General features: G+C 66.0%; 15 protein-coding genes and 1 riboswitch. Of the genes, 12 read left to right on the plus strand and 3 right to left on the minus strand.

Annotated features, from left to right (window positions below):
- Window positions 1-96 precede the first annotated feature (96 nt).
- On the minus strand, window positions 97-597 hold the full coding sequence (locus tag ACSLGO_RS00495) for an SseB family protein (RefSeq protein ID WP_176697529.1): 501 nt from the start codon (window positions 595-597) through the stop codon (window positions 97-99).
- Between the two features lie 156 nt (window positions 598-753).
- Between ACSLGO_RS00495 and ACSLGO_RS00500 the strand changes: the two genes are divergently transcribed.
- From ACSLGO_RS00500 to ACSLGO_RS00510, 3 genes are all read left to right on the plus strand, one after another.
- The gene (locus ACSLGO_RS00500) at window positions 754-1,605 is read left to right on the plus strand and encodes a tryptophan 2,3-dioxygenase (protein WP_091601754.1); all 852 of its coding nucleotides are present in this window, start codon (window positions 754-756) and stop codon (window positions 1,603-1,605) included.
- Between the two features lie 20 nt (window positions 1,606-1,625).
- Window positions 1,626-2,201 (plus strand): dCTP deaminase, encoded by a 576-nt coding sequence (dcd, locus tag ACSLGO_RS00505; RefSeq protein ID WP_091601757.1) that lies wholly within the window; start codon window positions 1,626-1,628, stop codon window positions 2,199-2,201.
- Window positions 2,202-2,267: 66 nt separating this feature from the next.
- A complete protein-coding gene (locus ACSLGO_RS00510) occupies window positions 2,268-2,657 on the plus strand; it encodes a DUF1801 domain-containing protein (RefSeq protein ID WP_141653629.1) in 390 nt (129 codons plus the stop codon).
- Between the two features lie 3 nt (window positions 2,658-2,660).
- Here ACSLGO_RS00510 and ACSLGO_RS00515 read toward each other — a convergent pair whose 3' ends face one another.
- Entirely contained in the window at window positions 2,661-4,016 is a 1,356-nt protein-coding gene (locus tag ACSLGO_RS00515; RefSeq protein ID WP_263129033.1) for an MFS transporter, read from the minus strand.
- 193 nt (window positions 4,017-4,209) lie between these two features.
- Here ACSLGO_RS00515 and ACSLGO_RS00520 point away from each other — a divergent pair, with 193 nt between their 5' ends.
- From ACSLGO_RS00520 to mnhG, 6 genes are read left to right on the plus strand one after another with little or no spacing between them, the layout of a single operon-like run.
- The gene (locus ACSLGO_RS00520) at window positions 4,210-7,215 is read left to right on the plus strand and encodes a Na+/H+ antiporter subunit A (protein WP_436399692.1); all 3,006 of its coding nucleotides are present in this window, start codon (window positions 4,210-4,212) and stop codon (window positions 7,213-7,215) included.
- Window positions 7,212-7,700 carry a Na(+)/H(+) antiporter subunit C gene (locus ACSLGO_RS00525; protein WP_091601769.1) on the plus strand — a complete coding sequence of 163 codons (489 nt, stop codon included), beginning with the start codon at window positions 7,212-7,214 and terminating at the stop codon, window positions 7,698-7,700. The genes ACSLGO_RS00520 and ACSLGO_RS00525 overlap by 4 nt, the downstream gene beginning before the upstream one ends.
- Window positions 7,697-9,307, plus strand: a complete 1,611-nt coding sequence (locus ACSLGO_RS00530; RefSeq protein ID WP_091601772.1) for a Na+/H+ antiporter subunit D — start codon at window positions 7,697-7,699, stop codon at window positions 9,305-9,307. Before ACSLGO_RS00525 ends, ACSLGO_RS00530 begins: the two co-directional genes overlap by 4 nt.
- 14 nt (window positions 9,308-9,321) lie before the next feature.
- Entirely contained in the window at window positions 9,322-9,903 is a 582-nt protein-coding gene (locus tag ACSLGO_RS00535; RefSeq protein ID WP_091602221.1) for a Na+/H+ antiporter subunit E, read from the plus strand.
- Window positions 9,900-10,157, plus strand: a complete 258-nt coding sequence (locus ACSLGO_RS00540) for a monovalent cation/H+ antiporter complex subunit F (protein WP_091601775.1) — start codon at window positions 9,900-9,902, stop codon at window positions 10,155-10,157. The genes ACSLGO_RS00535 and ACSLGO_RS00540 overlap by 4 nt, the downstream gene beginning before the upstream one ends.
- A 2-nt stretch (window positions 10,158-10,159) precedes the next feature.
- Window positions 10,160-10,696, plus strand: a complete 537-nt coding sequence (gene mnhG, locus ACSLGO_RS00545) for a monovalent cation/H(+) antiporter subunit G (RefSeq protein WP_377955231.1) — start codon at window positions 10,160-10,162, stop codon at window positions 10,694-10,696.
- 81 nt (window positions 10,697-10,777) lie between these two features.
- Here the strand turns inward: mnhG and ACSLGO_RS00550 are convergent, their stop codons facing one another.
- Window positions 10,778-11,041, minus strand: coding sequence for a DUF4235 domain-containing protein (locus ACSLGO_RS00550; protein ID WP_091601781.1), 264 nt, complete (start codon window positions 11,039-11,041; stop codon window positions 10,778-10,780).
- A gap of 93 nt (window positions 11,042-11,134) precedes the next feature.
- Window positions 11,135-11,275, plus strand: a riboswitch (TPP riboswitch).
- 52 nt (window positions 11,276-11,327) lie between these two features.
- On the opposite strand from ACSLGO_RS00550, the gene ACSLGO_RS00555 reads away from it, so the two are divergent.
- The 3 genes from ACSLGO_RS00555 to ACSLGO_RS00565 are packed head-to-tail and all read left to right on the plus strand — an operon-like array spanning window position 11,328 to window position 14,257.
- A complete protein-coding gene (locus tag ACSLGO_RS00555; RefSeq protein WP_152273853.1) occupies window positions 11,328-11,927 on the plus strand; it encodes an ECF transporter S component in 600 nt (199 codons plus the stop codon).
- Window positions 11,928-11,930: 3 nt separating this feature from the next.
- Window positions 11,931-13,442: an ABC transporter ATP-binding protein gene (locus ACSLGO_RS00560; protein ID WP_436399693.1), complete on the plus strand. Its 1,512-nt coding sequence runs from the start codon at window positions 11,931-11,933 to the stop codon at window positions 13,440-13,442.
- Entirely contained in the window at window positions 13,439-14,257 is an 819-nt protein-coding gene (locus ACSLGO_RS00565; RefSeq protein WP_436399694.1) for an energy-coupling factor transporter transmembrane component T family protein, read from the plus strand. The genes ACSLGO_RS00560 and ACSLGO_RS00565 overlap by 4 nt, the downstream gene beginning before the upstream one ends.
- Window positions 14,258-14,263 lie beyond the last annotated feature (6 nt).

A 14,263-nucleotide genomic window follows, 5' to 3' on the forward strand; every position in this document is an offset into this window, starting at 1 on the left:
GACGCCGCCACCCCCACAGCAAGGCCGGGGCCGGAAAAACGAGGCCGTCTTGGCCAAAGGGCAACCTGTACGGAGGCTTCCGCCCGCGGCCCGGGGCTAGGCTTCGGAGGAGTCCGTCTCCTCACCGGCCACGCCCCCGAAGGCGGCGACGACGGCCTGGACACCTTCCGGGCCAAGCTCCAGACCCAGCGAATTTCCGGGATTGATGGCCAGGCCGTAGCCCGGGGCGATGCTGCGCAGCGTAGCCTCGCCGGATGCCTTGACCATGATGGGAGCAGTGTCGCGGATCCGCTGCGGGATCCGCTGCGCATCGGTAAAGGTTGCAGCGACAGGAGCCGCGCCCTCTGGGGACTTAAGCACCAGCGCCTGGAAGCTTGCCGGGTCATCCTCCACAGTCAGCCGGCCGACGCTGAGCAGTTCAGAATTCCAGATGGCTGTGATGACATCCTGGTTGCTGATTGCACCGGACTGGCCGGAAACGATGGCTTCTTCCAGCGCCGTGGCGGGCTCAGGGGCGCTGGGCCGGGAAGCTGCAGCGCCGGTTTCCTCTGCGGTGCCGTCCATGCCGGTGTTGCTGTTCTCGGTGCCGTTGTCCAAGGGGACCTCCTCTGGAGGGTCGGATGCATAAACCGCCAGTCTTCCACAGCCCGGCCGTGGCGCAGAAGCCGTTGCCACGGTGCTGCGGCTACCGTGAATGCCAGCACCGCAGTACTCAGGGCATGGGCCCAATCACCAGCCACACATGGAGCACCGATGAGCGTAGACCGGAATACAAGGGACCTGGAACCGGGAATCGAGCGCGATTTCAGCCGGAAAATGAGCTACGGATCCTACCTGGGCCTGGACGAGCTGCTCTCCGCCCAGCATCCGGTCAGCAGCCACCATGACGAGATGCTGTTCATCATCCAGCACCAGACCTCGGAACTGTGGCTCAAACTGGTGCTGCACGAACTCAGGGGCGTGCGGACGCGGCTCATGGCCGATGACCTGCGCTCGGCCATGAAAGGCATTGCCCGCATCAAGCACATCCAGCGCTCGCTGACCGAGCAGTGGTCCGTGCTGGCAACGCTGACGCCGTCGGAGTACGCCGGGTTCCGCGGCGAACTTGGTGCTTCCTCCGGTTTCCAGTCCTACCAGTACCGTGCCGTGGAGTTCCTGCTCGGCAACAAGAACGCGGCCATGCTGGAGGTGTTCCGTTCAGACCGGGAGGCGCAGGCACTGCTTGCGGAGCTGCTCTCGGCCACCAGCGTGTACGACGAGTTCATCGCGGCTTTGGCGCGCCGCGGCTACGAGGTGCCGCAGGAGCTCCTGGAACGGGACGTCACGCAGGCGCACGTCTTCAACGCGGCGCTGATGGACATATTCCGCCACGTGTATGAGCACCCGGCAGAGAACTGGGACATTTACGAGGCCTGCGAGGAGCTGGTGGACCTGGAGGACAATTTCCAGCTGTGGCGCTTCCGCCACCTGCTCACCGTGCAGCGCACCATTGGCATGAAGCGGGGCACTGGTGGATCCTCGGGTGCGCACTTCCTGCGCAGTGCCCTGGACCTGACGTTTTTCCCTGAGCTCTACGCCGTCCGGACGGAAATCAAGCAGGGATGAGGATGCGCTATTTTTAGAAGGTGCTGATATCTGACCGCGACATTCGAGCCGAAATTGCCGACGAACGGATTGTCCTCGATCCCTACGACCCGGCGATGGTCCAGCCCTCAAGCGTTGACGTACGGATTGACCGCTACTTCCGTCTATTCGACAACCACAAGTACGCGCACATCGACCCGTCCCTGGACCAGCCGGACCTCACCCGGCTGGTTGAGGTGGCTCCGGATGAGCCCTTCATCCTGCATCCGGGCGAGTTCGTCCTCGGCTCGACGTATGAGCAGGTCACCCTCCCCGATGACATCGCCGCCCGGCTCGAGGGTAAATCCTCGCTGGGCCGTCTTGGACTGCTCACGCACTCGACCGCAGGGTTCATCGACCCCGGTTTCTCCGGCCACGTGACCCTTGAACTCTCCAACATGGCTACCCTGCCGATTAAGCTGTGGCCCGGCTCGAAGATCGGCCAGCTGTGCTTCTTCCGGCTGTCTTCACCCGCTGAGCACGCCTACGGCTCCGGCGCTTACGGAAACCGCTACCAGGGACAGCGGGGCCCGACGGCGTCGCGCAGCTACCAGAACTTCCACCGCACCAGCATCTAGCTCCCGGGGCGCCGCCGGTGGCCCCTTACTGTGGACACCGGCGCGGCGCGGTGCCAGATTGTCCGCATGGAACCCGCAGAACCAGAAGAGCTGACGGATTACCTGGCAGCCCTGGACCACCCGATGTCCTCCGTGGTGCGGCACCTTCGTGCGGCCATTCTCTCCGTGGATCCCCGGATCCACGAAAACATCAAATGGGGCGCTCCGAATTTTGCCCTGCGTGATGACTTTGCCACCTTCAGCCTGCGCCGCCCGGAGAATATCCAGGTTGTCCTGCATACCGGTGCCAGGCCGAAGCCCGACCACCGCGAAATCTCCGTCACCGACCCGCGCAAAGTGCTGCGCATGGCGGGGCGCAACAGGGGAGTGGTGACCTTTTCCAGCCGGGCGGCAGCCGAAGCGGCGATGGACGACTTCACCGACGTCGTCCGCCAGTGGGTGGCCCAGCTGGAGTAGCTGCTAGATCTCCGGGACTACGGCCTTGGGCGTACGGTCCGGTGCCCGCACGGGCAGCAGGGCCAGCAGGCCCAGCAGCAGCACCAGCAGGATGCCAATGATGCCGTACCGCTGCGCCCCGAAGATGGTGATGAAGAGGGCGAACAGCGACGGCGCCAGGAAGCTGACTGCGCGTCCGGTGGTGGCGTAGAGGCCGAACAGTTCCGACTCCTCGCCGTCCGGCGCGAGCCGGGCAAGGAAGGCACGCGAGGCGGACTGGGCAGGTCCGACGAAGAGGCACAGGGACAGCCCGAAGATCCAGAAGGTGGTGTCCCCGGTCCACTCGAGCCCGAACAGGCTGACATCTCCGGCGCCCAGGATGGCAATGGCGGAGCCGGCCAGCAGCAGGCCGGTCAGGGAGCCGACGATCACGGGTTTGGGGCCAATCCGGTCATCGAGGAATCCTCCCGCGAAGGAGCCCGCGGCTGCCACGATGTTTCCGAAGATGGCGAACATGATCACCTGGGAAAGCTCCCAGCCGAACGTACCGGCCGCAATGACCCCGCCGAACGTGAACACGGCGGCAAGGCCGTCCCGGAACACGGCGCTGGCCAGCAGGAAGAAGATGGTGTGCGGGCTGGTCTTATAGATCGCCCTGATGCGGCGGAACAGCAGGCCGTAGGACGCGAAGAAACCAATCTTCGCCGCGCGGGTCCGCGGAACCTCGGGAACGGTAAAGAAGATGGGCAGCGAAAAGACCAGGAACCATACCGCGGAGAAAACGGCCACCGCCCTAATGTTCTGCCCGTTCTCCGACGTGACTCCGAACCAGCCCACATCCGGGTTGATGAATCCCACCAGGACCAGTGCCAGGGCGGCAATTCCGCCAACATAGCCCATGGCCCAGCCGAAGCCGCTGACCTTGCCGATGGTGCCCGGGGTCGAGACCTGCTTGAGCATGGCGAAGTAGTTCACATTGGCGAATTCGAAGAACACATTGGCCAGGGCAATGAGCGCAACGCCAAGCAGCAGGAAGTTCTCGCTGGGATACACGAAGAAGCAGAGCCCGGTGGCAACACAGACGGCCACGGTGTTGATGCCCAGCCAGAGTTTCCGGCGCCCACCGGCGTCGGACCGCTGGCCGGCCACCGGGGCCAGTACGGCCACCAGAATGCCGGCCAGAGCGAGGCCCGTTCCGAGCACCGCGGAAGCGTGATCTTCGCCACCAAAGGCGTCGGAAGTCAGGTACACCGTAAAGACGAACGTGGTCATGACGGCGTTGAAGGCAGCCGATCCCCAGTCCCAGGAGGCCCACGCCCAAACCTCCCGCCGGCGCGCCTGTGCAGGGGCGCCTGGGTGCCCGGGGGTTGCGTGCGTCATCGAAGCCATATTCCAGATGCTAATGGGCAAATGCGTCCGGGAGGTGAACGGACGCGGCCCGGTTTGTTCATGGACCGAATGTGACCGGCGCGTATGCCTCCGTTAGAATAAACAAAGCCCCTCGACCCGACGTTGACAACTAAAGCTGTGTTCCTGACCTGTAAGGCCCATTGAGAGAACCCGGGAGATCTACGTGCTGCTTGTGCTAACCGTTCTATTTGCGGTGGCACTTGTGGCGCCCTTATTCTTCCGCCGGATGGGAAGGTCAGCGTTCTACCTGCTGGCAGCTGTTCCCGCCGGAGCGTTCATCTGGCTCATGGCAACGTACCCCCGGTACATCGACTCGGACCAGTCCCTGGCTTCCGGCGCTCCCAATGCGCCGCCGTCGGTCATTATCAACTGGATCCCGGACCTGCGGGTCGAACTGGCCTTCCGCATGGATGCGCTCTCCGCAGTCCTCGCGATCCTCATCCTGGGCGTCGGCTCCCTGGTCCTGTTCTACTGCGCCCGCTACTTCCGTCCCGAAGATCCCAAGATGGGCAGCTTTGGCGCGCAGCTGCTGGCGTTCGCAGCAGCAATGTTCGGTCTGGTGACGGCCGATGACCTGATCCTGCTGTTCATCTTCTGGGAACTGACAACAATCCTGTCCTACCTGCTCATCGGCTACGCGGCGCACCGGCTCTCAGCCCGCCGTGCGGCACTGCAGGCGCTGATCGTCACCACCTTCGGCGGACTGGCAATGCTGGTGGGCATGATCATGCTTGGCTCGGCAGCCGGCACCTACCGTATCTCCGAGATCATGGCCATGGCGCCGGAGCTCGCGGCCAGCGGCGTCATCGTCGACGTCGCGGTGGTCCTGCTGCTGCTCGGCGCGGTGTCCAAGTCGGCGCTGTTCCCGTTCCACTTCTGGCTGCCCGCAGCGATGGCGGCCCCCACCCCGGTGAGCGCCTACCTGCATGCTGCGGCAATGGTGAAGGCCGGCATCTACCTGGTGGCCCGGCTGGCCCCCGGTTTCTGGGAAACTACCTACTGGACCCCGGTCGTCACCGTGCTTGGCCTGGCTACCCTGCTGCTCGGCGGCTGGCGGGCCCTGCGCCAGCATGACCTGAAGCTGATGCTCGCCTACGGTACCGTCAGCCAGCTTGGGTTCCTCACGCTGGTGGTGGGGCTGGGCAACCGCGAGGCAGCGCTGGCAGGCCTGGGCCTGCTCGTTGCCCACGGATTCTTTAAGGCCACACTGTTCCTGGTGGTGGGCATCATTGACCACCAGGCCGGGACCCGTGACATCCGCAAGCTTTCCGGCGTCGGACGTTCAGCTCCCGTGCTGGCCGTCGTCGCCGCTATCGGCGCCGCCTCCATGGCCGGCTTGCCCCCGCTGCTGGGGTTCGTGGCCAAGGAATCCGTCTACGAGACGTACGTACACTTCGCCGAGGAACAGGGCACCCCCTCGGCCATCGTGCTGCTGGTGGGCGTTGTGGCCGGAGCGATCCTGACCTTCGCGTACAGCTGCCGGTTCGTTTGGGGCGGCTTCGCCACCAAGGAATCCTGCAAGCCGACGGCGTTCAAGGCCATTCCGTGGCCGTTCCTGGCGCCCCCCGCCATCCTGGCTGCCGTTACCGTCTTCTTCGGCCTCTGGCCGAAACCGCTGGATACGATCATCAGCCCGTACGCGGACCTGTACCCGTTGGAAGGCGAGGCCACCCACCTGGCGCTCTGGCACGGATTCACCCTCGCCCTGGGCCTGACCGCCCTGACGATCGCCGCCGGGACCCTGCTGTTCTTCCAACGCGCCCGGGTGGAGAAGATCCAGGCCAGCATGGCCAGCCCGCTCGACGCCGAGCGTTCCTACCGCGGGCTGATCGGCATCCTCGATGACGTAGCCGTGTGGGTGACCGGCCGCACCCAGCGCGGTTCGCTGACCTTCTACCTGTTCGTCATCCTGAGTATGGCGATCGTCACTCCGCTGACGGTCGTGCTGCTCCGCGGAGCACCGCTGCCCGAGCAGTTCTACTGGTTCGACAACCCGCTGCAGGCCGTGATCGGCGCTGCCGTCGTCATCGGCGCCGTCGGAGCAGCCCGCGCCAACAAGCGTTTCCTCGCCGTCCTGATGGTCAGCGTCAGCGGCTACGGGCTCGCCCTGATCTTCGCGCTGCAGGGCGCGCCGGACCTTGCCCTGACCCAGATGCTGGTGGAGACCATCGTCCTGGTTGCCTTCGTGCTGGCGCTGCGTTCGCTGCCGGCCCGGCTATGGAAGCGCGAGCCTACCGGCCAGCGGCTCCTGCGGGCTGGTCTTGGCATCGCCTTCGGTGCCGCCATGGTGCTGTTCGCGATGACGGCGATGGCGTCCCGGGTGGCCGAGCCCATTTCGCTTTCCTACCCGGAACTTGCGTACAAGGGCGGCGGCGGACTGAATATCGTCAATGTAACCCTGGTGGACATCCGAGCCTGGGATACCTTCGGTGAAATCTCCGTCCTGGCCATGGCTGCCACCGGCGTGGCGTCCCTGATCTTCATCCGCGGACGAGGCGACAAGCGACGCCGGGCGAACGAGGTGGCTACCGGCTCCGTGGACCGCGGGCGCGAGCACTTCGCCTCCTCCGAACGCGAAGCCGCCACGCTGGCCCTGGCCCGGAAGTTCTCCTCCGTGGCCCGGGAAGCCTGGCTCGTAGCCGGCCGCACCCTGGCGCCGGAGCGCAGGTCCATCATCTTCGAAGTGGTCACCCGGCTGCTCTTCCACTCGGTGATCATCTTCTCCATCTACCTGCTGCTCGCCGGCCACAATTCACCGGGCGGCGGCTTCGCCGGCGGCCTGATGGCCGGCCTGGCACTGACCATCCGCTACCTCGCGGGCGGACGGTTCGAACTCGCCGAGGCCACCCCCGTCAGCGCCGGCGCGCTGCTCGGTGGCGGCCTGGGTCTGGCCGCACTGTCCGCCGCAGCCCCGCTGTTCTTCGGCGGGCAGGTACTGCAGAGCGCCATCATCGAGTTCACCTGGCCGATATTCGGCGACATCAAGTTCGTCACCTCGACCATCTTCGACATCGGCGTGTACCTGGTAGTGGTTGGCCTGGTGCTCGACGTCCTGCGCAGCCTCGGCTCGGAGATCGATGAACGCTCCGAGGGTGGCTCCGATGACGACGACGAGGACATGGTGGAACCCGAACCCGAAATGCTTGAAACGGAAGGAGTGTCCCGATGAGCGTCAACATCACGCTGCTGCTCATCATGGGCGCCCTCTACGCAGCGGGGATCTACCTGGTGCTTGAACGCAGCCTCACCAGGGTTGTGCTCGGCCTGGCCATGATGACCAACGCCACCAACCTGCTGCTGCTCGCTACCGGCGGGTTCGCAGGACTGGCTCCCCTGTTCAACTCCGAGATTCCGCCGGAGGACTACAACGATCCTCTCCCGCAGGCGTTTATCCTCACCTCGATCGTCATCTCCTTCTCCGTGACCGCCTTTATGCTCGGCATCATTTACCGGTCATGGGTACTTGGACGTCAGGACGAGGTCCAGGACGACATCGAAGACCGCCGCGTGGCCAGCCAGAGCAGCTACGACGCGGAAGACGACGCCGATGTCCCCGAGGACACCACGGAGTTCACGCCGGCTGAGGAAGCCGAAGAAGCACCCGGTTCGCAGCGCGGCGCGGGCAACGGATCAACAGGAGAGGCAAAACGATGAACGCTTCCAGTTTTGCCCCGCTCGCCGTCGTCCTGCCGTTCCTCGGCGCGGCGCTGGCCTTCCTGCTCATCCGGCACCAGCGCTCCCAGCGGATCGTCTCGATCAGCGTGCTGGCCCTGACTTTGGCGCTTGAGTGCTTCCTGCTCGCCGCAGTCTGGGAGACCGGAGCGCAGGCCGTGAACCTGGGCGGCTGGATGCCGCCGTTCGGGATCACCATGGTGGTGGACCAGTTCTCCGCCCTGATGCTCGTGGTTTCCACTGCCATCAGCCTTGCGGTCCTCATCTACGCCACCGGCCAGGGCATGGCCGACGGCGATGAAGACGGCCCCATTTCAATCTTCCATCCGACGTACCTGATCCTCGTGGCCGGTGTTTCCAACGCCTTCCTCGCCGGTGATCTCTTCAACCTCTACGTCGGCTTCGAGATCCTGCTGACCGCCAGCTACGTGCTGATGACCCTGGGCGGCACCACACCGCGCATCCGCGCCGGCGTGACCTACGTCGTCGTCAGTGTCATTTCCTCCGTCCTGTTCCTCACCGCCATCGGCATGATCTACGCCGCGACGGGCACCGTGAACATGGCGGACCTGGCCATCAAGCTCGGCGAACTGGACCCGGGCACGCAGATGATGCTGCACCTGATGCTGCTGGTCGCCTTCGGCATCAAGGCTGCCGTCTTCCCGCTCTCCTTCTGGCTGCCTGACTCCTACCCCACGGCCCCGGCACCCGTTACCGCGGTGTTCGCCGGCCTGCTGACCAAGGTGGGCGTATACGCCATGGTCCGGACCGAGACCCTGCTGTTCCCGGGGGACCGGATCAACACCCTGTTGATGGTGGTGGCCGGCCTGACCATGCTCGTGGGCATCCTGGGTGCGCTGGCGCAGACGGACATCAAGCGAATGCTGTCCTTCACGCTGGTCAGCCACATCGGCTACATGGTGTTTGGGCTGGCTGTCGCCTCGATCGTTGGCATTGGGGCAGCAGTGTTCTACGTGGTCCACCACATCACCGTCCAGACCAGCCTCTTCCTCGTGACCGGGCTGATCGAACGGCGAGGCGGAACAGCAAACATGGACCGCCTGGGCGGACTGGCAAAGCTCTCACCGCTGCTGGCAGTCCTGTACTTCATCCCCGCGATCAACCTCGCCGGCATCCCGCCGTTCTCCGGCTTCCTGGGCAAGCTTGGACTGATGCAGGCCGGCGTGGAACTGGGAACGCCGCTGGCCTACATTCTGGTGGCCGCGTCCGTCCTGACGTCGCTGCTGACCCTGCTGGTGATGGCGAGGGTCTGGAACCGCGCGTTCTGGCGTACTCCGGAAGACGCGGTCCATCCGGACCCGATCCTGCTGGCCACCACCACGGACGGCAGCGTTGTGCGGGACTCCGGCAACGTGAGCGGGAACAACAGCGGACGCTTCGGCGGCCGCTCCACGGTGGACCTGCTGCCCAAGACCATGGTTTACCCCACGGTGGGACTGGTAGCACTGGGCGTCTCCCTCACCATACTGGCCGGACCGCTGTTCTCACTGAGCGACGACGCCGCCCAGGACCTGCTGGACCGCACGCCGTACATTGAGGCCGTGCTCGGCGAAGGGAGCGCACCGTGACCAAAAAGGCACTCATGCGCAAGCACCCGCGCATTCCGCTGCTCAAGGAACTGCCGCTGATCATTTGGCTGGTGCTGCTCTGGGGAGCCCTCTGGCAGGATTTCAGCCTGGGCAACCTGGTGTTCGGCGCCATCATCGCGTTCGTCGTCACGAACATCTTCTACCTGCCTCCGGTTGACCTCTCCGGGAGGTTCAACATCTTCTATGCCGCGGGCTTCGGCATCCGGTTCCTCTGGAAACTGGTGGTCGCCAGCGTCCACGTGCTCTGGCTGGCCACCGTCCAGGGACCACGGATCAAGAATGCGGTTGTCGCGGTGAAGCTGCGCAGCCACTCGGACCTGCTGGTGACGGCCACCGGCCACGCGCTCTCGCTGATCCCGGGCTCCCTGGTGGTGGAGGTGGACCGTTCCACGTCCACCCTGTACCTGCACTGCCTGGGTGTGGACACGCAGGAGGCAGCCGAAAAGGTCCGCAGCGACGTGCGGGCCACGGAATCCTGGCTGATCCGCGTGATGGGTACCAAGGAGGAGCTCGCGCTTGTCCGGGCGGAGCAGAAGGACCTCAGGGAACTGCGCGAAAGGGAGGTCAGCCGATGACTGTTGCCGTCATCATCGTGTCCATCATGCTGGCCGTTTCTGCCGCCGGTGCCATCTTCCGCATTGTCCGCGGACCATCCATCCTTGACCGCGTGCTTGCCGCAGACGTCCTCCTGGCGATTGTGGGCGGCGCCCTGGTGGTGGACATGGTAGTGCACCGGCATCTGGACTACATGGCCCTGCTGATCGCGATCTCGCTGATCGGCTTCATCGGCTCTGTGACGGTTGCCCGCTTCGTGACGGACCGGAGGTAGCCATGAACGAGACTGTGATTGACGTTATTGTGGCGGCCCTCCTGCTGGGCGGTGCCACCATGTCCCTCGCCGCGGCGATTGGCTTGACCCGCTTCCCTGACCTGATGAGCCGGATGCACGCCGCTTCCAAGCCGCAGGTGCTTGGCCTGCTGCTCTTCCTGCTGGCCATGGCCGTCGAGTTCCGCAGCTGGGTCCTGCTGCCGGTCCTGGCGCTGTGCTGGATCTTCATGCTGCTCACCGCGCCGGTGTCCGCCCACATGGTTGGCCGGGCCGGGTACCGCACCAAGCACCTGCGTCCCGAGCTGCTGACCATCGATGAACTGGACGACGTCGTTGAGCGTGCCCAGCAGCTGATGTTCGAGGCTTCCGAGGAACAGGCCGCCGGGAGCACGGACGCGGATCCGAAGGTGGATGACGATCCAGGCCAGGAACCGGACGGCAGCTACTACACCGGTGAACTCAGCGATGAGGAACTGGCCCGGACCCGTGCCGAAGCCGAAACCGGGAAGCTGCCGCCGGGGCGCAGCCGCGAAGGCTGACCCCCCCTCCATCGAGATGACAGAAACTGCCCGTATGAACGCTCATACGGGCAGTTTCTGTGATCTCGATGGAGGGGGAGGCTAAACGACCTCGGGAGTGCGGTTGTAACGGGCGATGGCGCGCTGCGTGCCGCGGTTGGTCAGCACCCGGATAGCCTGGCTTACCGCGCCGGAAACCAGCGCGAAGATGACGGCCGAGCGCAGGCTCGCTTCCAGTGCACCGTCCTTATCCTTGGGCGGCTCGTTGCCCGTGGCCTTGGTCCAGATGAAGTCCAGGATCTTTGCCGAGGCCAGTCCGGCGCCCACGCTGACACCGGTACCCAGCAGTTTCAGGATCAGGTTCATAAGTGCTCCTTGGTCTAGTGCGTTGGTGTTTCCCCCTACGCTACCTGCCGCGCCCGGATTACACGCGTCACTGCGTGTACAGTGGACCACGCATACACACGACAGGGGAGCGCCGCTTCCCGGCTCCGGAGCATTCCGGACGCCGGTTTTCGGGCGCTGAGAGTGCGGACCAAGCCGCAGACCCTCGAACCTGCTCCGGTTAGTACCGGCGAAGGGAGTCGAGATCTCAGGGGTGCACCGCCGCCGGCGGTTTTCCCTCCCCTCCTGATTCCAGGAGGAACATTCAATGCAGCAAACCCAAACAGTCCAGCCCGTACGCTCTTCGTGGCGGGTGGTGGACATCGTCGTAGCATCCGTACTGGGCGTGGCCATCGGGGTAGTTTTCTGGGCCTGGTCACTGGCCTACGGCGGAGTCGCCGCCGCGTTCGTGGCCTTCCCGCCGCTGGGCGGGCTCTACACCGGCGGCTGGCTGATCGCCGGTGTCCTGGGCGCCCTGATCATCCGCAAGCCCGGAGCCGCGCTGTACTGCGAAGTCCTCGCTGCCGCCGTCTCCGGCGTGCTGGGAACCCAGTTTGGCCTTTCCGTCCTGCTCTCCGGAGCCATCCAGGGCCTGGGCGCCGAACTTGTGTTCCTGCTCTTCCTGTACCGGAAATTCACCCTTCCCGTGGCGCTGCTCGCAGGCCTCGGTTCCGGCCTGTTCCTCGGAGTGAGCGAATCAATCCTGTACATGCCGGAATGGGCCTTCCAGTGGCAGGTGCTGTACACCGTCTTCGCGATGGTTTCCGGGCTGCTGCTGGCAGGGCTGCTGTCCTGGCTGGCGGTGCGGGCACTGGCGAAGACCGGGGTGCTCTCGGCCTTCGCGTCCGGACGCACGGCGGACGTGTAGGCGATGTCCGCAGCCAATCCCGTGGCAGTTGCTGCCCGGCACTGGGGATGGCGGCACGCCGGGCGCAAAGCCCAGGCGGTTGCCGGTGTTTCCTTTGACATTAGCCCGGGGGAGCGGGTGCTTCTCCTGGGGGCCTCCGGAGCAGGCAAGTCGACGCTGCTGCATGCCCTGGCCGGAGTCCTGGGGGAGGACACCGGCGGAACAGAAACAGGAACGCTGCGGCTGGACGGGGCGCACCCCCAGGCCGCCAGGGGGCGCGCGGGACTGCTGCTGCAGGATCCCGACTCGCAGATCGTGCTGTCCCGGGTGGGCGACGAGGTGGCTTTCGGTGCCGAGAATCTCGGCGTTCCCCGCGCCGAGATCTGGGAACGGGTGCACGCGGCGCTGGACGACGTCGGACTCCGGGTGCCGCTCGGACATCCAACTGCCGCCCTTTCCGGCGGCCAGAAGCAGCGCCTGGCACTGGCATCCATCCTTGCCATGGCCCCGGGACTGCTGCTGCTGGACGAGCCGACCGCCAACCTGGATCCGGACGGCGTGCTGGAAATCCGGGACTCGGTGGAACGCGTCCTGGACCGGACCGGTGCCACGCTGATTGTGGTGGAACACCGCGTAGCCGCGTGGGCGCAGCTGGTGGACCGGGTGATAGTGCTCGACGCCGGCGGGGGACTGCTGGCGGACGGCCCGCCCCAGGAGGTCCTCACCGCTGAGCGAACGCGTTCCCGGCTGGCGGAAGCCGGTGTCTGGCTGCCCGGCGCAGCGGTGGACGTGCCTCCGCCGCTGCCTGCCCTGCGGTCCGCCGAGGACCTGCTGACCGCCGACGGTCTCGAGGTTGCCCGAACGCCGCGCGGCCCAGCTGTGCTCACCGGCGTCGACCTAACCCTCAAGGCCGGGGACGCACTGGGAATCACCGGGCCCAACGGTGCCGGGAAGTCCACGCTGGCGCTGACACTGGGCGGACTGCTGCGTCCCCGCGGCGGACAGCTCAGTGCTTCACCGGCGCTGGCCAGGGAAGCGGGCAGTACCCCGTCCAAATGGAAGTCGGCCCAGCTGGTAACCCGGATAGGAACCGTGTTCCAGGAACCTGAGCACCAGTTCCTCACCGGCTCGGTCCGGGACGAGCTGGCTTTTGGGCCGCTCCGTGCCGGCCGCAGCGAATCCGAAGTCCGGGACACTGTGGAAGAACTGGCGCACCGGCTGAAGCTGTCCGGGCTGCTCCAGGCAAACCCGTTCACGCTCTCCGGCGGGGAAAAACGCAGGCTCTCCGTGGCCACCATGCTCGCCACCTCGCCGGACATCCTGCTCCTGGACGAGCCCACCTTCGGCCAGGACGCCAACACCTGGCGGGAGCTGGTCTCGCTGCTCGCGCGGCAGCGCCGGGACGCGGGCTGCGCCGTCGTCTCGGTGACGCACGACCGCGAGTTCACTGAGGCGCTGGGAGGGCGCATCCTCCAGGTGCAGGAGGGCTGTGCCCGCCTGCAGCCGGCCGGACCCGCAGCCGGAGCGGCAGCATGAGCGCCCAGGCCGTGCGGCCGGCCGCCGCAGGAACACTTCCCGGCACGCAGCGTTCCCGGATCAGCGCCGCGAATCCGCTCTCCACCCTCGGCGCCGCCGTCGCAGTCACTGTTGTCGTGCTGCTGACGGTGGACTGGGTCAGCGCCACCGTGGTGCTGGCAGGGGAGCTGGCACTGCTCCCGCTGCTCCGGATCAACCCGTGGACGCTGACAAAACGGATCTGGCCGCTGCTCATCGCCGCGGCCGTGGGTGCGTACGGGACAGCCCTGCTGGCGGAGAAAACCGGAGACGTGCTGCTGGATGCCGGGCCCCTGCTGTTCACCACGGACTCGGTGGGCGCCGGCATCGCCATTGGGCTGCGCGGCCTGGCAATAGCGCTGCCCGGCATTTTCCTCCTGGTCACCGTGGACGCGACGGACCTGGCAGACGCGCTGGCTCAGCGGCTCCGGTTGCCGTCCCGGTTTGTTCTCGGGGCGCTGGCCGCGATGCGGCTGGTGGGACTGCTCGTCGAGGAATGGCGCACGCTTGGGCTGGCGAGGCATGCGCGCGGGGCCGACGCCGCCGCGTCGCCGCTGGGACGGTTCCGCAATTTCCTGGGCCAGGGGCTTGCCCTGCTGATCCAGGCAATTCGGCGCGCCACGCGGCTGGCCGTTGCCATGGAGGCCCGCGGCTTCGGCAGCAGCGAACGGACGTGGGCGCGTTCGTCCACGTTCAGCCGGATTGACCTGTGGGTCCTTGCCTACGGCGTCGGGCTGGCGGCGGCAGCGGTGTGGGCCGCCGCGGCGGCCGGGACGTTCAACTTCATCCTGTCCTGAAACGCG

The organism is Arthrobacter sp. IK3 (assembly GCF_051337705.1).
Lineage (GTDB): Bacteria > Actinomycetota > Actinomycetes > Actinomycetales > Micrococcaceae > Arthrobacter_B > Arthrobacter_B koreensis.

What these genes read in the sequence shown, in the direction of transcription:
- ACSLGO_RS00525 (WP_091601769.1), top strand. Translation starts at nt 7,212, where the DNA reads ATGAGCGTCAACATCACGCTGCTGCTCATCATGGGCGCCCTCTACGCA.
- ACSLGO_RS00530 (WP_091601772.1), top strand. Translation starts at nt 7,697, where the DNA reads ATGAACGCTTCCAGTTTTGCCCCGCTCGCCGTCGTCCTGCCGTTCCTC.
- ACSLGO_RS00515 (WP_263129033.1), bottom strand. Translation starts at nt 4,016, where the DNA reads ATGACGCACGCAACCCCCGGGCACCCAGGCGCCCCTGCACAGGCGCGC.
- ACSLGO_RS00500 (WP_091601754.1), top strand. Translation starts at nt 754, where the DNA reads ATGAGCGTAGACCGGAATACAAGGGACCTGGAACCGGGAATCGAGCGC.
- ACSLGO_RS00565 (WP_436399694.1), top strand. Translation starts at nt 13,439, where the DNA reads ATGAGCGCCCAGGCCGTGCGGCCGGCCGCCGCAGGAACACTTCCCGGC.
- ACSLGO_RS00535 (WP_091602221.1), top strand. Translation starts at nt 9,322, where the DNA reads ATGCGCAAGCACCCGCGCATTCCGCTGCTCAAGGAACTGCCGCTGATC.
- ACSLGO_RS00540 (WP_091601775.1), top strand. Translation starts at nt 9,900, where the DNA reads ATGACTGTTGCCGTCATCATCGTGTCCATCATGCTGGCCGTTTCTGCC.
- mnhG (WP_377955231.1), top strand. Translation starts at nt 10,160, where the DNA reads ATGAACGAGACTGTGATTGACGTTATTGTGGCGGCCCTCCTGCTGGGC.
- ACSLGO_RS00555 (WP_152273853.1), top strand. Translation starts at nt 11,328, where the DNA reads ATGCAGCAAACCCAAACAGTCCAGCCCGTACGCTCTTCGTGGCGGGTG.
- ACSLGO_RS00560 (WP_436399693.1), top strand. Translation starts at nt 11,931, where the DNA reads ATGTCCGCAGCCAATCCCGTGGCAGTTGCTGCCCGGCACTGGGGATGG.
- ACSLGO_RS00510 (WP_141653629.1), top strand. Translation starts at nt 2,268, where the DNA reads ATGGAACCCGCAGAACCAGAAGAGCTGACGGATTACCTGGCAGCCCTG.
- ACSLGO_RS00550 (WP_091601781.1), bottom strand. Translation starts at nt 11,041, where the DNA reads ATGAACCTGATCCTGAAACTGCTGGGTACCGGTGTCAGCGTGGGCGCC.